This window comes from Caldimonas tepidiphila, from assembly GCF_003569765.1.
In the GTDB taxonomy this organism is placed as follows: domain Bacteria; phylum Pseudomonadota; class Gammaproteobacteria; order Burkholderiales; family Burkholderiaceae_C; genus Caldimonas; species Caldimonas tepidiphila.
Genome location: NZ_KZ983980.1, coordinates 2,736 through 3,038, shown reverse-complemented (window position 1 = coordinate 3,038; position 303 = coordinate 2,736). Strand labels below are relative to the sequence as shown.

At 65.0% G+C, this 303-nt stretch carries 1 protein-coding gene; it reads left to right on the top strand.

The genetic code is table 11. From position 1 onward, the window contains the following. On the top strand, positions 1–303 hold a 303-nt coding region (locus D3A59_RS04145), incomplete at both ends, for a transposase (protein WP_419187232.1).

Sequence of the window (303 nt, the reverse complement as noted above, 5' to 3'; positions counted from 1 at the left end):
TTGCAGGCGCAGGGCTACATCCCGCGGGGCGGGCAGATCGTGGACGCCACCATCGTGCGCGCGCCCATCCAGCACCTCGACAAGGAAGAGAAGGCTCTCGTCCAGCAGGGCGCGGTGCCGCTGGAGTGGGGCGCGAAGAAGAGCAGCCACAAGGACTGCGAGGCGCGCTGGACGAAGAAGCACGGCAAGAGCTTTTACGGCTACAAGCTGCACGCCAACGTCGACGCGCGCTACAAGCTCATCCGGCGCTATAAGGTCACGGCCGCCAACGTGGACGACGGCAATACCCTCCCGAAGGTCATT